General features: G+C 57.8%; 20 protein-coding genes and 1 pseudogene. 16 read left to right on the forward strand and 5 right to left on the reverse strand.

The genetic code is table 11. The features are described 5' to 3' along the window. Positions 1 to 290: 290 nt before the first annotated feature. Genes KI241_RS16700 through KI241_RS16740 form a run of 9 tightly spaced genes read left to right on the forward strand, consistent with a single transcriptional unit; the run spans position 291 to position 7755 of the window. Positions 291 to 626 carry an RAQPRD family integrative conjugative element protein gene (locus KI241_RS16700; RefSeq protein WP_212802750.1) on the forward strand — a complete coding sequence of 112 codons (336 nt, stop codon included), beginning with the start codon at positions 291 to 293 and terminating at the stop codon, positions 624 to 626. After that, a complete protein-coding gene (locus KI241_RS16705) occupies positions 623 to 862 on the forward strand; it encodes a TIGR03758 family integrating conjugative element protein (RefSeq protein ID WP_212802751.1) in 240 nt (79 codons plus the stop codon). Before KI241_RS16700 ends, KI241_RS16705 begins: the two co-directional genes overlap by 4 nt. A 17-nt stretch (positions 863 to 879) precedes the next feature. After that, a complete protein-coding gene (locus tag KI241_RS16710; RefSeq protein ID WP_095973829.1) occupies positions 880 to 1251 on the forward strand; it encodes a TIGR03745 family integrating conjugative element membrane protein in 372 nt (123 codons plus the stop codon). Positions 1252 to 1258: 7 nt separating this feature from the next. After that, on the forward strand, positions 1259 to 1672 hold the full coding sequence (locus KI241_RS16715; RefSeq protein ID WP_212802752.1) for a TIGR03750 family conjugal transfer protein: 414 nt from the start codon (positions 1259 to 1261) through the stop codon (positions 1670 to 1672). Further along, a complete protein-coding gene (locus tag KI241_RS16720; protein ID WP_212802753.1) occupies positions 1669 to 2310 on the forward strand; it encodes a PFL_4703 family integrating conjugative element protein in 642 nt (213 codons plus the stop codon). Before KI241_RS16715 ends, KI241_RS16720 begins: the two co-directional genes overlap by 4 nt. Further along, positions 2307 to 3119, forward strand: coding sequence for a TIGR03749 family integrating conjugative element protein (locus tag KI241_RS16725; protein WP_212802754.1), 813 nt, complete (start codon positions 2307 to 2309; stop codon positions 3117 to 3119). Before KI241_RS16720 ends, KI241_RS16725 begins: the two co-directional genes overlap by 4 nt. Beyond that, positions 3109 to 4629, forward strand: a complete 1521-nt coding sequence (locus KI241_RS16730) for a TIGR03752 family integrating conjugative element protein (protein ID WP_212802755.1) — start codon at positions 3109 to 3111, stop codon at positions 4627 to 4629. The genes KI241_RS16725 and KI241_RS16730 overlap by 11 nt, the downstream gene beginning before the upstream one ends. Further along, positions 4592 to 5008, forward strand: a complete 417-nt coding sequence (locus tag KI241_RS16735) for a TIGR03751 family conjugal transfer lipoprotein (RefSeq protein ID WP_212802756.1) — start codon at positions 4592 to 4594, stop codon at positions 5006 to 5008. Before KI241_RS16730 ends, KI241_RS16735 begins: the two co-directional genes overlap by 38 nt. Then, the gene (locus KI241_RS16740) at positions 5008 to 7755 is read left to right on the forward strand and encodes a conjugative transfer ATPase (protein WP_212802757.1); all 2748 of its coding nucleotides are present in this window, start codon (positions 5008 to 5010) and stop codon (positions 7753 to 7755) included. Before KI241_RS16735 ends, KI241_RS16740 begins: the two co-directional genes overlap by 1 nt. 24 nt (positions 7756 to 7779) lie before the next feature. Here KI241_RS16740 and KI241_RS16745 read toward each other — a convergent pair whose 3' ends face one another. The 3 genes from KI241_RS16745 to KI241_RS16755 all read right to left on the reverse strand — a co-directional run bounded on the left by KI241_RS16745 (position 7780) and on the right by KI241_RS16755 (position 9214). Next, positions 7780 to 8526 carry a zeta toxin family protein gene (locus KI241_RS16745; RefSeq protein WP_212802758.1) on the reverse strand — a complete coding sequence of 249 codons (747 nt, stop codon included), beginning with the start codon at positions 8524 to 8526 and terminating at the stop codon, positions 7780 to 7782. After that, positions 8523 to 8771 carry a hypothetical protein gene (locus KI241_RS16750; RefSeq protein ID WP_017529804.1) on the reverse strand — a complete coding sequence of 83 codons (249 nt, stop codon included), beginning with the start codon at positions 8769 to 8771 and terminating at the stop codon, positions 8523 to 8525. The genes KI241_RS16745 and KI241_RS16750 overlap by 4 nt, the downstream gene beginning before the upstream one ends. 185 nt (positions 8772 to 8956) lie before the next feature. Further along, the gene (locus tag KI241_RS16755) at positions 8957 to 9214 is read right to left on the reverse strand and encodes a LasR-specific antiactivator QslA (protein WP_082339956.1); all 258 of its coding nucleotides are present in this window, start codon (positions 9212 to 9214) and stop codon (positions 8957 to 8959) included. Between the two features lie 158 nt (positions 9215 to 9372). Here KI241_RS16755 and KI241_RS16760 point away from each other — a divergent pair, with 158 nt between their 5' ends. The 5 genes from KI241_RS16760 to KI241_RS16780 all read left to right on the forward strand — a co-directional run bounded on the left by KI241_RS16760 (position 9373) and on the right by KI241_RS16780 (position 13940). Further along, the gene (locus tag KI241_RS16760) at positions 9373 to 9627 is read left to right on the forward strand and encodes a helix-turn-helix transcriptional regulator (protein ID WP_027603217.1); all 255 of its coding nucleotides are present in this window, start codon (positions 9373 to 9375) and stop codon (positions 9625 to 9627) included. 116 nt (positions 9628 to 9743) lie between these two features. Then, a complete protein-coding gene (locus tag KI241_RS16765) occupies positions 9744 to 10700 on the forward strand; it encodes a TIGR03756 family integrating conjugative element protein (RefSeq protein ID WP_212802759.1) in 957 nt (318 codons plus the stop codon). Then, complete coding sequence (locus tag KI241_RS16770) at positions 10697 to 12079, forward strand: integrating conjugative element protein (protein WP_212802760.1); 1383 nt, start codon at positions 10697 to 10699, stop codon at positions 12077 to 12079. The genes KI241_RS16765 and KI241_RS16770 overlap by 4 nt, the downstream gene beginning before the upstream one ends. 3 nt (positions 12080 to 12082) lie before the next feature. Next, on the forward strand, positions 12083 to 12391 hold the full coding sequence (locus KI241_RS16775; RefSeq protein WP_041020966.1) for a hypothetical protein: 309 nt from the start codon (positions 12083 to 12085) through the stop codon (positions 12389 to 12391). A 10-nt stretch (positions 12392 to 12401) separates the two neighbouring features. Continuing rightward, complete coding sequence (locus KI241_RS16780) at positions 12402 to 13940, forward strand: conjugal transfer protein TraG N-terminal domain-containing protein (RefSeq protein WP_212802761.1); 1539 nt, start codon at positions 12402 to 12404, stop codon at positions 13938 to 13940. Between the two features lie 16 nt (positions 13941 to 13956). Here KI241_RS16780 and KI241_RS16785 read toward each other — a convergent pair whose 3' ends face one another. After that, a complete protein-coding gene (locus KI241_RS16785) occupies positions 13957 to 14340 on the reverse strand; it encodes a DUF3742 family protein (protein ID WP_212802762.1) in 384 nt (127 codons plus the stop codon). Positions 14341 to 14790: 450 nt separating this feature from the next. Here KI241_RS16785 and KI241_RS16790 point away from each other — a divergent pair, with 450 nt between their 5' ends. After that, on the forward strand, positions 14791 to 15120 hold the full coding sequence (locus KI241_RS16790) for a hypothetical protein (protein WP_212802763.1): 330 nt from the start codon (positions 14791 to 14793) through the stop codon (positions 15118 to 15120). A gap of 130 nt (positions 15121 to 15250) precedes the next feature. Next, positions 15251 to 16212 (forward strand): annotated as a pseudogene (locus tag KI241_RS16795) (zincin-like metallopeptidase domain-containing protein). A 134-nt stretch (positions 16213 to 16346) separates the two neighbouring features. Here KI241_RS16795 and KI241_RS16800 read toward each other — a convergent pair. Beyond that, entirely contained in the window at positions 16347 to 16541 is a 195-nt protein-coding gene (locus tag KI241_RS16800) for a hypothetical protein (RefSeq protein ID WP_212803883.1), read from the reverse strand. Positions 16542 to 16772 lie beyond the last annotated feature (231 nt).

Below are 16772 nucleotides of genomic sequence, written 5' to 3' on the forward strand. Positions count from 1 at the left end.
TCCCCGATCATCGGAGGTCAACAAACCCAGGGGGATTTACTACTTCTGCCTTGATTACAGAATTGCTGCATTCGCTTTCGCATCATGCTCGGCGAGCAACACACCGAAGCGCATTGGAAGTGAAATCTCCTAGCCCTCCAGCGCTTTCCACCAAAGCTGCAGGGATAGATACTGCAAGTAAACATCCTCAGTACGTCCCTTCAAAAAGCGATCAATCACACCTCATATTTCCTGCTGAATAAATCGATCTCAGACTTGATTCTGCCCTCAGATCCATATGGGGCAGCATCATGCCAACTACTACCGTCTTTCGCTGCTTACTACTCTCGTTGGCTATCGTCGATGACAGCAGCTATGCCACATCTGGTCATGAGCAGGATCAGCTCAGCCAAGTCCAGCAGCAACTCGACATAATCGAACGCGTTGCAACGAAAGCTAAGGCAGTCAGCATGCCTCAACCCGACGATCGCTATCGCTTCGACTATCCCCGCCTGTCTCAGGACATCCAACGTATTCGCCAAGGCCTGCTGGACTATCTGTCCCCCTCTCGCGCTCAACCCCGTGACCCCAGTGAGCTGGTCGGTGATTACCGCCTCGACACTCCGCCTGCCGAGTCGTCGCCATGAGCATGACCGATTCCCAGACCGCGGCCTTCCAAAACGCCGCCGGTTTCTCACCGCAGAGCAGTTCCACGCTCTGGTTGTCCCTGGTTCTCGTCCTGGCTTTGCTGTGGTGTGCCTGGGTGATGTGGACGGCTTACCGGGGATGGGCGACAGGCAATGTGCGCTTCAGCGCCTTCGGTGGCAGCACTGCACGCGTGCTGCTCGCGTTGTTGGTTCTGATGTTCTTCACCCTGTCCTAACACCGGAGATCACCGTCATGCTCAAGTGCCTTATCCCCCTGAAAAACAACCTGCGTGATCGTGCCAGTCAGCGCTTGATCGGTCTGCTGCTAGTTCTCGGTCCAAGTTTGGCTTTTGCTGAACTCCCGACCATGGAAGCCCCTTCACGTGGTGAAGGTTCCGGGTTGATCGAGACGATCAAAAACTACGCCTACGACGGCGGCATCCTGCTCGGTCTACTGATCGCCTTGCTCGCCTTTCTTGGCGTGGCTTGGCACTCGTTGACCGTCTATGCCGACGTACAGAATCAGCGCAAGACCTGGAAGGATTTGGGTGCTGTGGTGGGCATCGGTGCCCTGCTGGTGGTGATCATTATCTGGTTTTTGACCAAGGCTGCCGCGATTCTGTGAGGTTGGCATGAACGACGCTATCGAACGCCTTGCCGACGGTACTTTGGTTTTTCTCCCGGAACGACTCAATCGCGATCCTACCGTTTTGCGCGGATTGACCAACGATGAGATGTGGGTGGCGCTCGGCACCGGCGCCGTCACTGGCCTGCTGATGGGTGTTCCTCTGGCGATCGCCACTGCCTCCATTGCCGTGGCGCCAACCGGCATGATCGCTGGCATGGCGCTGGTGTTATTTGCCGGTGGCACGTTACTGCGTCGGGCCAAACGGGCTCGCCCCGAGACCTGGTTGTACCGCAAGCTCGAATGGATATTGGCCAGCCGTTGGCGCCTGGGCCGTGGAAGTTTGATCCTCCACTCCGGCGTCTGGACGATTCGCCGCTCGCGTCGATTGCGCCCTGCCCTGGCCCGGTGGCAGCCATGAGCCGATTTCGGAACAAAGTCGATGCCCAACAGGCTCATATCCTCAGCCTGCGCCTGGCTGTAGTAATCCTCGCTCTGGTATGTGCTGGACTTTGGTATGGCTGGCGCTCGGCACCGACTGATCTGACCGTGCATGTGCCCCCGGACCTGCGTTCGGGTAGCACGCGCAAGTGGTGGGATATCCCCTCAGAGAATGTCTATGCATTTGCCCTGTACATCTTCGGCCAACTTAACCGCTGGCCCTCCGATGGCGAGCAGGATTATCGCCGCGCCATCTATAGCTTGCAGTCCTACCTGACACCCTCCTGTAAAACCTTCCTCGACGGCGACTACGAATACCGCAAGGCCGCTGGCGAACTCCGCCAGCGGGTGCGTGGCGTCTACGAAATTCTGGGCCGAGGCTACAGCGAAGATCCAGAGCTCAGGGTCAAGCAACTCGACCACGACAGCTGGCTGGTCACGCTCGACCTCAACGCCGATGAGTATTACGCCGCCGAACCGGTGAAACGGGTGGTGGTGCGTTATCCATTGCGCGTGGTGCGTTTTGATCTGGACCCCGAACGCAACAAGTGGGGGCTGGCATTGGATTGTTATCAGGGCACGCCGCAAAAAATCGCTCTGCCTGGAGGTGAGCCATGAAGCGGATTTTTACCCCGGGGCTCACCATCGCACTGATGCTATGGGGAGCAGCAGCGCAGGCCGTCGAGTTGATGCGCTGGGAACGCCTCCCTCTCGCGGTCCCGCTGGTGATCAATCAGGAACGGGTGGTCTTTGTCGATGAGGCTGTTCGAGTCGGCCTGCCCTCAACTCTGACAGGCAAACTGCGCGTGCAATCATCCGGTGGCGCGCTGTACCTGCGCGCGTCGGAAGCCATTGCTCCGACCCGACTACAACTGCAATCGGTCGCGACGGGCGAGATCATCCTCTTGGACATTGCAGCCACGCCTGGCGATCAACCGCTGGAACCCGTGCGTATTCTCAAGAATGCTCAACGGCAGCCTACCGAGGCTGAATCTAGCACCGTCCCTGTTCCAGAACGTACGCAAATCCCGGTCGCTTTGACACGCTACGCCGCGCAAAGCCTGTACGCGCCGCTACGCACCGTGGAGTCCCTGCCCGGCGTACGCCGCGTCCCGCTCAAGCTGCGCACCGAACTGCCAACCCTGCTGCCGACCGAAAACGTGTCCAGCACACCCATCGCCGCCTGGCAACTCGGAGACTACTGGGTTACAGCAGTGAAGTTACGCAATCGTGGCTCAGCGACGGTGCAACTCGATCCGCGTCGGCTACAGGCCAAGCTATTCGCCGCGGCACTCCAGCACACCTTCCTCGGACCTGTCGGCAGCGCCGAAGACACTACGGTTGCCTACCTCGTCACCCGCGGTGCCGGTCTTGAACACGCCGTGCTGCTCCTGTCTGTTCCGAAAGGTGCCGACGATGAAAGCTAACGCCTTACTTAAATGGCTAGTACCAGCTGTGCTGCTGGGCGTGGCTTTCATCATCCTGAAAACCTGGGTCGCGGGTAGCACCTCCTCTCCAGAGCACCCAGTTGATCAGGGCAATATTCAGTTATCCGCCGAGCAAGCCAAGTCGCTCGGTATTGCGGGGGACACCCCACGCGATACCGTCGCCACCCTGATCGGCCAGGTGAAGGCCATGCGCAGCGACATGCTCGGCCTAAAAAAACACAATGATTCGTTGCAAACGGAGAACATCCGCCTGCGCGAGCGGGAAAACAGTGTTGATTCGCGTATCCAGACGGCGCTAGGCAGTGTGACCCAGCAAGTCGACGAAGGCCGCCGACAAGCCAACGAGGCCCGACTCAAAGCGGAACAAGACAGTCGCCAGGCCCGTGGCCTGCTGACACAATTGCAGGAACAGCTCTCGGGGCTGACCGGCAAAGACAAGGACAAGGACATGCCGATCGGATTGGGGCTTGAGCCAGGCGACGGTGCTAAGTTCGAAGGGCAGCATTCTGCCAATGATGCGCTGCAGTGGATTGAGCCCTCGGATGCTCTGTCCACCGCCCCCCAGGGCAAAACCAAGACCTCGTCCGCCCTGAGTCTGCCTACCGCCTTCAACTCACTGGAGGGTTTGAAGGACAATGCCATCGACCGCAGCCAGAAGCAGTTACGCGAGGTCACCAAGGGTGAACGTGACCTGACAAGCTCCGCTGATCGTACCGAAGGCGCGAAGCCGGTCTACACCATTCCCGAAAACGCGACGCTGATGGGCTCGGTCGCGATGACCGCGCTGATCGGCCGAATCCCGGTGGACGGCACCGTGAATGATCCCTATCCCTTCAAAGTCTTAGTCGGCCCGGAGAACCTGACCGCCAACGGGATCGACCTGCCAGACGTTGCGGGTGCCGTGATGAGCGGCACGGCGTCCGGTGATTGGACCCTGTCCTGTGTACGCGGACAGGTCGAGTCGATCACCTTTGTGTTTACCGATGGCACCATCCGCACAGTGCCTCAGCCAAAGGCAGTAGCCAGCCGCAGCGCCTCCACCACCCAGAGTTCGAACACCGACAAGATCCGTGGCGGACTTGGTTACCTGTCCGATTCGTATGGCATTCCTTGCATTGCCGGTGAGCGCCGCTCAAATGCTCAACAGTACCTCGGCAGCCAGAGCTTGATCACCGCCGCCGGTGCCGGTGTCGCCGCCTTGCTTGGGGATGAGCAGAACAACAGCAGCGTGATCAGTTCGGGTGGCAGTACGCTCGGGGTCACCAACAGCAGCGGCAATAGCGCGCTGAATTCAATTCTCAGTGGTGGGGTCAGCGACATCCGCGAGTGGGTCAACAAGCTGTATGGCGAGGCCTTTGCTGCCGTGTACGTGCGACCGGCCGCCCAAGTCGCCCTGCACCTCGACCATGAGATCACCATCGACTACGAGCCCAAGGGCCGGAGCGTTCGCCATGAAAAAGACCAAGTTTCTCTGCCTGACCTCGATTAGCGTGTTCTGCTGGGTCCTGACGGGGTGTTCCACCGACAAGGACACGTTGATGCCCCATGGCGAGCAAACCATGCTGGACATCTGGAACGGCGCCGGTTCGCAAGGTACTCAGCAGCAACTGCTGGATGCTCGGCAGCAACTACGCCGTCCGCTGGCTCAAGCAGATTTCTCCGTTGCTCTCCAGGAACCGTACACGCGCACAGCGGCCAACGAGATCCGTAACCTGTTCCCTCGCTTGCCCAATCCCGATCTGGTGCTGTACGTGTATCCGCATTTGAGTGGTACTGAGCAGGCACCGGTCCCGGGTTACTCGACCGTCTTTCCGTTCTACCAACGTGTGCAGTACGCATTGCCGGGTGAACGTCAGGAAGACTTGTAGTGCGTACCGGCGATGCGGGCAACCGCACTTCTGGTTGGAAAGCCTGGCGCCACCCATTGCGCCCGCACGCCACCTTGGCCGATGAAGCTGCACTCTATGCGCACAACCCCAGCTTCACCGACCACTTGCCTTGGGTCGAATACCTCGATACTGAACAATGCTTTCTACTGGACGACAATCGCTCAGTGGGTGCGGTGTTCGAGTTGCTGCCCATCGGCACCGAAGGGCGCGAACCCTATTGGCTGATGGCCGCCCGCGATGCCCTCGAAGACGCCCTGCAGGATAGCTTTGATGAACTGGATCAAGCGCCTTGGGTGGCGCAGTTTTTCTGCCAGGACGACAACGACTTCGCCCCCTACCTGACGCGGCTCACCGATTATATTCAAGACAGCGCGCGAGGCACGGTCTTCACCGAGACGTTTTTGGAACTCAGTCGTCGCCATTTGAAGACCATCGCCAAGCCGGGAGGTCTGTTCGAGGACAAGGCCGTCACGCGCTTACCCTGGCGCGGCAATAATCGACGGGTGCGCCTGGTGATCTATCGCTGGCTTGAGGCTGGTACTGAGGAAGCAGGACTTACCCCGGTGCAATCCCTGCAACAGGCTTGCGAACGTATCGCTGCTTCGTTGCAAGCGTGTGGGGTGAAATCGACGCGAGTCGATGGCCGCGGTCTATATGCATGGCTATTGCCCTGGTTCAATCCGGCGCCCCGGCTCACGGATGAAACGCCCGAGGATTTCTACCAATGCGTGGCCTATCCGGAGTCAGGTGATGGCGAGTCGCTGGAGTTGCCCTTCGATCACGACTTCGCCGAGCGGCTGTTTTTCAACGAACCGCGTTCGGATGTGCAACAGGGACTTTGGTACTTCGATGGACAACCCCATCGGGTCATGGTGGTGGACAAACTGCGGCGGCCTCCCTTGATTGGTCAACTCACTGGTGAAACCCGCAAGGGCGACGCGGTGAATGCGCTGTTCGACCAGTTACCCGAAGGCACGGTGATGAGTCTGACCCTGGTGGTCAAACCCCAAGATGTGCTCGAGGAGCAGTTGAACCGTCTGGCGCGCAAAGCCATCGGCGAAAACCTGGCCTCGACCCAGACCCGCCAGGATGTTGAAGAGGCTCGCGCGATCATCGGCCGCCAGCACAAACTGTACCGGGGAACCCTGGCCTTCTACGTGCGCGGTCACGATGAGCAACAACTGCACCAGCGCTCGATCAGCCTGGCCAACGCGCTGTTGGGTACGGGGCTGCAACCAGTACGTGAGAGTGATGAAGTCGCCGCCTGCAACAGCTACCTGCGTTGGTTACCGATGGCTTACAACCCGGCCCGCGACACACGCAACTGGTACACACGCCTGATGTTCGCCCAGCACCTGGCAAACCTGGTTCCGGTGTGGGGCCGCAGCACCGGCACCGGTCACCCGGGTATCACCCTGTTCAATCGTGGTGGCTCGCCGTTGAGCTTTGATCCGTTGTCACGACTAGACCGGGCTATGAACGGCCATCTGCTGCTGTTCGGTCCGACCGGCGCCGGTAAGTCGGTCACCCTGGTCACCCTGCTGATGCAGGTCATGGCGGTGTACCGCCCTCGCCTGTTTATCGTTGAGGCCGGCAACTCATTCGGCTTGCAGGGCGAATACTTCGCAACGCAAGACCTGTCAGTCAACAAGGTCCAATTAAAACCTGGTACCGCGATCAGTCTCGCCCCGTTCGCCGATGCCTGGCGCCTGGTCGAGCAGCCGGATCAGGTGGTGAGCCTGTCGATCGATGAGCTGGACGATGAGGCGGTAGCCAGTCGCGAAGACCAGCGCGATGTTCTCGGCGAACTGGAAATCACCGCCCGCCTGATGATCACCGGCGGCGAGGCCAAGGAAGAGGCGCGCCTGAGTCGAGCCGATCGCAGCTTGATCCGCGAGTGCATTCTCGATGCGGCACAGACCTGTGTCGCGGCGGATCGCCAGGTGCTAGCCCGCGACGTGCGTGACGCCTTACTGCACGTCGCCGCCGACCCGCACCTACCGGAAAAGCGTCGTGAACGGGCCCAGGAAATGGGCGAGTCTATCGATCTGTTTTGCCAGGGTTTCGAGGGTGAACTGTTCGATCGCGAGGGCACGCCTTGGCCCGAGAGCGATGTGACTATTGTCGACTTGGCCACTTACGCTCGCGAAGGCTACGAGGCACAGATGTCCATCAGCTACATCAGCCTGATGAACACCGTGAACAACCTCGCCGAACGCGACCAGTACCTGGGGAGGCCAATCATTATGGTCACCGACGAGGGCCATATCATCACCAAAAACCCGCTGCTGGCGCCATTCGTGGTCAAGGGGACGAAGATGTGGCGCAAGCTCGGCGCGTGGTTCTGGCTGGCCACACAAAACCTTGCCGACTTCCCCACTGCGGCGCAGACCATGCTCAACATGATCGAATGGTGGATTTGCTTGAACATGCCGCCGGCGGAAATTGAAGAAATCGCACGGTTCAAGAAACTCACGCCAGCACAGAAAGCCTTGTTGCTCTCCGCCAGCAAGGAGCCGGGCAAATACACCGAGGGGGTCGTGCTGTCGAAAAAACTCGAAACGCTGTTTCGGGCCGTGCCACCCAGCCTCTATCTCGCCCTAGCCATGACGGAGCCCGAGGAAAAAGCCGAACGCTGGACACTGATGCAGAGCACCGGCTGCTCGGAATTGGAGGCGGCTTTCCGGGTAGCTGAACGGATCGATAGGATGCGAGGAATTAAGTGAAACGGAGCTGATCCTAGGTTTCAATCAACCCGGCAGCAAATCCTTGAACACCTTCTCCACGTAGGCTTGCATGAACCAGTCAGGGATCTCATCAGCCCTGAATTCAAGGTCAGTCCCGTCTGTTACTTCAGCGAGCAGCACCAGATCAGCGCCGGAGTTATCAAAGATATAAGCCCGGTTCGAGGCTGCGATGGCTGCTGGCAATAGGTTCAAGCAACGACCGTAGCGCTGCACAATTTTTTCCGTGGGGACTGGGTGCCCACCTGCCGCGACACGGTTCTTGACCCTATTGATATTGATGTCAGGATCTTCAGTGGCGACAAAGTAGAGGTAGGTTCGATATCCCGACGCTTTTGCCTTAAGCATAAAAGCGACTTTGTCCTCGCTAGACATCACCGTTTCGAAGGTGAAAGACAACTGGGCTTCAAGGAGCTTGTGCCGCATGAAATCAGAGAGCACGGAAGCAAAATAGGAGTTCATCGCGACGGACTGGAAATTCAGGCCGTTATTGCTGAAGCCTATTTTGGCTGCCTCTTCAACGAGCTGGGTCGACCGAATCAGTCGGTGCGCCTTGATAAAGCCGAGAACCTCGCCACCTTCGACTTCCAGTTGAAAATCGCTGAACTCCAGGCGTCCGCCCTCTTTGGCAGCCTTTTCGATTTCATCAGGGTTGATGTAGATCCCGATCAGGTGGGAAGGGACGGCACTTTTCATTGTGCTTTTACCGGAACCATTAGGGCCGGCAAACACCCTCAGCCGAGGGACGGTCATGAGCAGCGGTGCACCTTGATAATCCCGCCCAAGGTCACTTTATGCTTGGGCTTGGCCACTCGAATAACCTTGTGCTTACCGTCGGCAGTCGTCTCAACGAGCTTGCCGTCCATGACTTCCATCACGCTGCGTCCGGCCGCCAGCGCGTTGATATAGGCCGTATTGATCGCACCTTCAGCCATGGCTGGGATTTTACCCTCCAGTCGGCTCACCAGATCGTCACTCAACACTTGGTCGGCTTTCATATCGCGCTCCACGTTCTCAGAGCGTGCAGAATCTGCACTTATCAGAATCCTAGCTACGTAAATCTGTTTATCACAGACCAACGCCATTTCTGTCAGATCTCCATTCTAGAGGAATGGAGCCTGGAACCATACCTTCCAATAAATTTTCCCGTGTAGGTCATATCGTCAGGGTTGGAGCCGCACGGCTACGGTGAAACGCCTTGAAGCCGTTGCTGAATTCTCAATAAAAATCCTGCTTCGAAAGCATCCTGAGATTCTCCTGCCGGACAAGTCTTCCGTGCCTGCGCCAGTTCCCACCACAGCGGTACGTCACCGGGTGTATTAAGCCAGGCCTGGGCGCATTGCACGCCACGTTCGATCATAGGCGCAAATTCGCTGCCCCACGGTGTCAAAAGGCTCGGGCAGCCGTCCGCCGCCGGAATTGAAACGTAATTTTCGTCCATAGACACCTTAGCTTTCGATTATTTATTAATGCTCGGTCTGTTCTAAGCAGCATAGAAACAAAATTGACACTCGGCTTAAGCATCAAAAAAGCCCGAATCAGAGCCAATGTAGACTATATCCCGTGGATTGAGAGTCCCTCAAGGCGCAGTTTGCGCGCATGACTCAAGACTTCGAACAGCTCCGTCTGCAACTCGCGGAAAATATCCGCTCGATGCGACGCGTGAAGAACCTTACCCAGGAGCAATTGGCGCTCATGGCCGAGGTGGATCGTACCTACGTGAGTCAAATCGAACGAGGGGTAGGCAACCCGTCGTTATTGGTCCTCTGCAAACTCGCCAACATTTTCGAGATCAAAACGGATCAGTTGCTCATCGAGTCTGACGCGCTTGCTCGTACGCTGAGCGCTGAATGACCCGCTGCTGAATCTAGAAGGACGCTGTAAACCGACTATCCTGCGTTCGGCTTTCTCACTGACACCCCTCTCTCGATCATTGAACCTGTCCAGGCCATACACCCAGAGCCTGGATCATGTCTGCTGCCTGCCCGCACATTTCGCCCCAGAAGCTGCATCCTTTGGTGCTGAGCATTCTGCTGGCATCCGGGCCAAGCGTAGCGTTGGATACCGGCAGCATTGCCGCCTCCGTGCTCACTCCGGACTGTCTCGAATACAAGGTCGTCGGCATCTGCTTCTGGTTGCTCTGCACCCCCTTCGGCTGCACTGTGAAAACCTCAACCAAGGTTCGTCACTTCATTCCTGAGCTGGTGGTCTCGAGCTATGCCACCACCGGTGCCAATCCTTGGACCGAGATGGCCGCACTCTCCTATCCCATCAGCGGTGCAGAAGGTGGCGGTAACCTGATCACGCCGAACACCCAACGCGATAACCTGCCTCGTTTCAAAAATGTTGATGGCATCGGCCACCCCGGAGGCTGGGCCGCCACGCAACTGGCCTCGCAATCCGGCTACGCCTGCGCCAGCGGCGCCACTGCGTTCATGCCCTACTACCTGAGCACTTTAGACTCACTGGCCTGGCGTCATGGCATCCCGGAAAGCTTTTACCCCGAGTCGCTCGCGCCCGGGATCCGTGAAATCGGTCGTCAGCTCGCGGGAAACATGTGGGGCAACGTCTATCCCCGGCAAGGATTTTTGGTGCAACCCGACGACTTCAAAGCCGCTGCGGTGATGGCGCAGCGGGCGGGTGATGTCATTACCCGCAACTGGCAACCGCATGTGTATGTCCCGCTCACACCCGTACCACGCGATGGTTATTGGCCGCCTGGTCCAATCGTTGAAAACGACGCTTCGACCCACAAATGGCAATTGCTCTCCCCCCTGGTTCAACCCACATGTGCCATCTTCCCCAGCGATCCGGTGCAGAGCGCGGATGACGGCTACGCCTGGTCGCTGTGGCGTCCTTATAGCTGCTGCAAGCGTGAGGGACAGACCTTCTTGTTCAGCATCGACTTCGAAGGTGGTGCTTCATGAGTAGGCATATTGCAAAGCCCTGGTTGGGCCCGATGGGTTTGTTGCTCTGCGGACTGCTCGCCGTGGCCACGCATGCCGACGCCGCCGAGGACGATTACCGTCTAGGCACTCAAGGTGAAGTGCTCGACGACAGGGTGATGTACACCATAGGTGGTGGCTCGGCAGCGGGCTCGCCGAGCTCGCTCTATCGCCCCAACGGGCTCGGTGTCGGCGGATCCTGGCAGGCGAACATGATGTGCGGAAACATGAGCCTCACCAACACCTTGCAAAACCAGTTGAACGGCGTCACCGAAGGGTTCCAGCAGATCATGGGCAGCATTGTGCATAACGCGACCCCAGCGGTGATGTCGCTGCCGGCGTTGATCATCCAGCGCGCCAATCCCGGTCTCTATGAGTTGCTCAGTAACGGCGTGATGCAGGGGCGTATCGACTTCGACCGCTCCAAACTGACCTGCCAGGCCATGGCTGAGAAGATGGCGGACAAGGTCGGTCAAGCCGGCTGGGGCGCATTGGCCAAGAACCAGGAAATGCAGGGCAACCTCGAACAAACCGGCGGTGATGCGGTGGCTGCGGTGAAAAACACCGAGGCCCGCAACGGCAACAATGGGGTGTCTTGGGTCGGCGGGCAGAAGGCTGGAGGTAGCGGACAAACACCCATCCGGGCAACCTCCGATGTGGTGCGCGCGGGCTACAACCTGCTGCATAACCGGTCGGTGGATGACAGCGCCTCGATCAGTAGCAGTGATTGCCTGGGCGGCGCTATTTGCCAGGCGTGGACCTCACCCCAAGAGGAATCCGAATGGGCTGTTCGAGTGTTGGGCGAGACCGAAGTCGCGACCTGCGACACCTGCGAGACACTGCGGGCTACCGCTGGCAGCGGACTGACGCCGCTGATCCAGGAGGCCTACAGTAAACACCTCAAGACCCTGCAAGGGCTGTTGTCCGGCTCATTGCCGCCTACCCCTGACAATCTGAGCAAAGCCTCCAGCCCGATGCTGCCGGTGACCCGAGGTGTGATCGAAGCCCTGCGCGACGATCCTGATCAGGAACTCCTGGCGCGGCGCCTGGCCAGTGAGACGGCCCTGTCCAACGTGCTCGACAAAGCGCTCCTGCTATTGCGCACGCTGCTGGCAGGCAGCCACGAACCGAACATCGCTTCTGCCGAGCCGGCCCAAACGGCCTTGACGAAAAACATCGACACTCTGGAGCGTGAAATACGCCTGCTGCAGACTGAGCTGCAGGTCCGGCAAATGTTGGCTACCAATACCGCCAGCCTGGTACTTGATCGACATGCCGGAGGTGCCGATGCTTCGCGTACCGTCGAACAAGGCGACCCCGAGCCTGGCCGACTCAATGATGCTGACGCCAGGAACAAGTGAGCCATGAAACGCTCACCGCTATTCACTTTGCTTTCAAGTCTAGGGATCGCCGCAGGGATGATTCTGACCGCCGCACTGATCGCCTGGATCGGCTGCACTGCGCTGGGTAGTTTCGGGGGCTGGCAGCAAGCCTTGGAATCGATACGGCCTTATTTGCGGTGGTGGCGTGTCCTGCTTTACGGCGTTCTCTTTGCACTCTGGTGGGACCTGCTGAGGCGCCACCGACATCGACCACAGGACCGACTGCGCGTGAAACGCGCCGGGACATTAGGGTTCTTGATCTTTACCTGCGTCGAGCTCACTCGATTGTGAGGTCACCACCATGCTCATGAGCACTAACAGCTACCTGGAGTTTTACCTTTCCCTGCTGGCCTGGATCATCAACAACGGTATCTGGAACATCCTATCCGATACTGGATTGTTCGCCGCACCCTTCGGCGCGATCATCTTGCAAGAGTGGTTGTCTGCCCGCCAGCAAGGCGCGGATGAAGGCAACAAGGGATTGCTCTCGGTACCGAGGATCGAGAACCGGCTTTGGTTGGCCTACATCATCGTATTGTTCGGCTGCGCGCCGGTCTTTCCGTTAAACCTCTCTTCAATGGCGTTCGATGATGCAGCGAGCCAGCGCTGCGGCATCAGTGTGGCCAAGCCAGCGGAAACCGCTTGGGGCACCACCTTCAACACCATCGGCGAACGCTCTGCCAACGTGCCAATCTGGTGGTTCCTGGTGCACGCCTTGAGCAAAGGAGTGACCGCTGCGGCCATCGCCTCCATCCCCTGCGCACCGGATATCCGGCAGATACGCATGGAGATCGACAGTTCTCGCATCGATAATCAGGTACTGCTACAGGAGGTCGCCGACTTCACTCGCGACTGCTACGGCTATTCCCGTTCTCGGCTGTTCACCAACCGTCCTCAGTTGGACAAGGCACAAAGTCATGATGCGTCCTGGATCGGCTCACGCTATTTTCTCGACACACCAGGCTACTACGACACCGATCGCTCGAGGACACCGCGAGTCAGTTGGCCCTACGATGAAACCCGCGATATTTCCTTGCCACGGCTGGAAAATGGCGCGGGCTACCCCACTTGCAAACAGTGGTGGGGGGACAGCGGAGTCGGGTTGCGAGAGCGCTTGATCGAGCAAGTCGATCCTTGGCTGCTGACTCAGCTGAAAGGCTGGTTGACTGGTCGCTCAAGCAACGAGATCGAGGATGCCACCCTGCGCGAACTGGTCAGCCCACGCCAACAATCGATGTCCATGTCGCCCGGACAGGTGTACCAGGACTACGGCTCCAGTGCTCGCGGTGGGTCGATCAATCAGGGGCTTAATAACCTGGCCACCAACACTGGGCTAGCCCTCGGTTCCTTCAGCAACTTCCCGGCGATGAACGCGCTACGCGCCGCTCTGCCGATGGTGCAGGCTTTCCTAATCATGGGCGTCATCATCAGCTTGCCGCTGATCCTGCTGGTCAGTACCTACCAGCTAAAGACCGTCATGACGGTGACGTTCGCGCTGTTCACGCTGCATATGCTGACGTTCTGGTGGGAGTTGGCCCGCTGGGTCGACTCCAGCATGCTCGACACTTTGTACAACCAAGTGTCGGCCTCCAATCAGGTGCTCTTGTCGCTGCCCACATCTGGCTTCATGGATGGGACCGTCACGGCACAGGTGATTGAGTATGTGATGGGGGCAATGTTCGTCGTGCTTCCGATGTTGTTTTTGGCTGCAATGAGCTGGGCAGGATATAGCGTTGGCTCAATCGCCGACGGCATGCTTAGCAAAGGAGCAGCTCAAGCGCAGGACGCTGGTGCAAGGGGCACTGGAGCTCTGATGTCTGCTGGAAAGGCCTTAAAGTAGGGAGTGAAGAGCTCGACTAAAGGTCTTTTAAATCAGGCTGACCGGGTGCGCGACCATACTCATACTCACCATATGGATCGCCATATGCTTTGTAACGGAGAGCATCCTTAGGTTTGATAGGTGTTCCATTCGCGATGGCCCAACACAAGGCGATAAGGATTATCACCGACACTGTGAGCCATAAGCTAACTAGAAGCAGTCCTGCAGCAACTGCCAACTTGAAGATTAAAAAACTCCCGCGAACAAGCAGCTTGCCTGCGGGCATACCTGCCGTCACCGCACGCTCAGCCGTGCGGGACTCAAATGCTTTCAACTTGCGATACCCGCGTTTTATCGATATGCCACAGGTATATGCCCAGTGGTGGACGCGGGAAACCTCAACACGGTTTTGAGTCGGCATGGTCTCGCCCTCTTCTGAGCGTTTTCATGGTTGAGAGAGGAGTAATAGCCTACTACCGAAAACCGCCCATGCCTGACCGTTTATCAGTTTACCTAGCCGAAAACTCTTCACTGGAAGACAGAAGACGCAGCTCGTGCACCAGCGCCTCTATGGCCGTTGACCCATCCATATCATCCAGCTACATAGAGGGTACGGATCGCTGTTATCGACAGCACCTTCCCAGGTAGCCAGAGCCTTCAAAGCTACGTCACTCCGGTGATGGTTCCTCCCAAGTGCGATTAGCGTTCGGTGGCTCGCACGGTCACGCTACACGGTGATGAACGTCTACTGCTCTCCCGAGCGTCTTTCGAGCGCGGCTCGTCCTACCCAATCTTGTTTTTCTTCAACCCACCGCGAGGAATTCTTTCTCCTATGGGACAGGTTTCTTCGCGCTATCAACGGAGGCACACCATGTCCGACTCACTCACAAGCGAAGCACTGAACACTCTGCGCTTGCCCGTTGTGTTCACTCCAGACGCATGGCAACACGCAGTATTGCTCGATGGTTCAAGTCATCCTGAAAAGCTGCAGCTCGATAGGCTGAGCAACGTGGTACGCGCAGCCTTCAAAGCTCACCTAGCCGATCCAAACGCACCCTACGTGGTGTTCGAGATAGCTAAGTTCGGCTCAGTGAGTGATGCAGAACATAAACCATTGCTGCGACTGAGCCTCAGCCTACTTCAGGCATCAGACCAACCTAACGCCTTACTGATAGCGCTTGCGGAAGAGCAGCAACGCTAAACGCAAACGGCCATACCCGGCCACTGATCCAACTCAGGCTATACGCAGTCCTGCACCAATCCAATCAACACCCACCGGGGAACCCTCCCCGACGGGCAAGGCGTTCCTCCGGTTTTTCGAGGGAAATGCCATGCGCAATATCTACCAAGACGTGACAGACAAGATCGTTACCGCGTTAGACCAAGGCGTAGCGCCCTGGATCAAACCCTGGTCCTCAAATGGCTCAACTGACGCCGCTCATCACCAGCCCTATCCCATCAACGCCATCACGCAGCGCCCCTATTCGGGCATCAATTTACCGTTGCTCTGGGCCGAGGCCCGATTGCAGGGGTTCACTCAAGATCGTTGGCTAACCTTCAACCAAGCCAAAAAAGCCGGGGGCACATCCGTAAGGGTGAGCACAGCACCCTGGCAGTGCTCTACAAACCGATGGAGCGCGAGGAACAGACCGAGTCAGGCCAACCCGTACTTGATGAGAACGGTCAGCCCAAGGTCGCTCACTTTGGCATTCTCAGAACGCATTTTCTGTTCAACATCGAGCAAACGGAAGGACTCGAAACGCTCAACGAAACAGTGCTTGCGACGGAACCGAGCGATCCCTTCTTCCCCAACAGCGCTGCAGAAAATCTGCTGCTAAGTTCGGGCGCAAATATCATTCATCGATTTGCCGACGAAGCCTTTTACCACCCGCTCAGGGATCTCATCCAACTGCCGACAAAAGCGCAATTTCACGATCAGGGTGGGTACTACGCAACCGCGCTTCACGAGCTGACGCACTGGACCGGACACCACACTCGCTTGCAGCGTGAAGGTGTGACCACACCTTGCCCATTCGGCTCGCCAGACTATGCATTTGAAGAGTTGATCGCCGAAATGAGTGCCGCTTTTTTATGTGCCTACGCCGGTATACAGGGAGAGCTTCGGCACGAAGGCTACATCGACTCCTGGCTCGGCCTGCTGAAGTCCGACAACCGCGCGATCTTCCGCGCCAGTGGCCAGGCCCGATGCGCTTCGGAGTATGTGCTCAACCTGGAGCAGCAACGGAAGCAGTCGGGAATGGATCGCACGCGATGCATGAACAATAGTGCTTGATTGTTACCTCACTGCTGCAAACGCTTCACAGGGTCCAACACGAGTTGGGCCCTTTTTTCTGTGCCCAAAAAAATCCCCACAGCGTGGGGGGTGACGCAAAGAACGGGAGATAACTCCCTAACCACAGTACGCCGTTATGTATCCAGATTTTCCGCCAGATAATCCACCAGATCGAGCGAATTTCGGCTATCGATCACCTTGTAGATCAGATCGCGTTTGCTGCGCGGAAGCTTCTTGACCACGCTCTTCGCCGAGGCCCTGACGGCTTTGTCTGTTCCATGGATACGTGCCGCGAGCAGCAGTATGAGCGTGGCGTCAGTGAGGTTCATGGCAAGACCCAATAAAATTCGCACCGCAGTGTACCGACACTTTCCTTTTTCGCGCCAGCACGCGTACTCAGCAAAAAACGGCACCAGCATTAATCGATATTCCTATTGCCGCACAAACGGAAGCGCGCCAAAAGGATAGGCAAGGGTTGGAAGGGGAATGGGGATTCAAGGGTAAGAGCCCTATCCGAAAAGGCTAAAAGGCCACTGACTCTGCCAGTTCCCGGGAGGACC

Source organism: Pseudomonas sp. Cab53 (genome assembly GCF_018325965.1).
GTDB lineage: Bacteria > Pseudomonadota > Gammaproteobacteria > Pseudomonadales > Pseudomonadaceae > Aquipseudomonas > Aquipseudomonas chlororaphis_E.